Here is a 412-nt window from a genome sequence, read left to right on the forward strand (position 1 = left end):
GATTTCGTCACGTGTGACCATGTTGACGAGCTGGACAATGAGGAGATGGCATGAGTATTGACGTCGACGCGGTGTCTGACCTCATCCGGGATGTGAGTGCCAGGGTTATCGATCCCCGGTTCCGGACCCTCGACGATCATCAAATCCACCAGAAAAAGCCTGGGGACTTCGTTACTGATGCCGATCGTCAGGCCGAGCGCGAGCTGGGTGCCGCTGTGACCAAGTATGCCGGCGGTATTGTCGTGGGGGAGGAATCAGCCTTCGCCGACCCAACCATCCTTGATGCCGTTTCCGATGCTGACCTGGCCTGGGTCATCGACCCCATTGATGGCACCAAGAACTTCGTGCACGGGTCTGTTGATCACGGCGTCATGCTTGCTCAGCTCAACCGCGGTGAAACAGTCAGAGGATG

General features: G+C 57.5%; 1 protein-coding gene. It reads left to right on the forward strand.

Annotation, left to right across the window (positions count from 1 at the left end; genetic code table 11):
• Positions 1-50 precede the first annotated feature (50 nt).
• Positions 51-412: inositol monophosphatase family protein (locus GUI43_RS33350; RefSeq protein ID WP_283016246.1), on the forward strand; the 362-nt coding region annotated here is incomplete at its 3' end.

Source organism: Micromonospora noduli, assembly GCF_003264365.1.
Lineage (GTDB): Bacteria > Actinomycetota > Actinomycetes > Mycobacteriales > Micromonosporaceae > Micromonospora > Micromonospora noduli.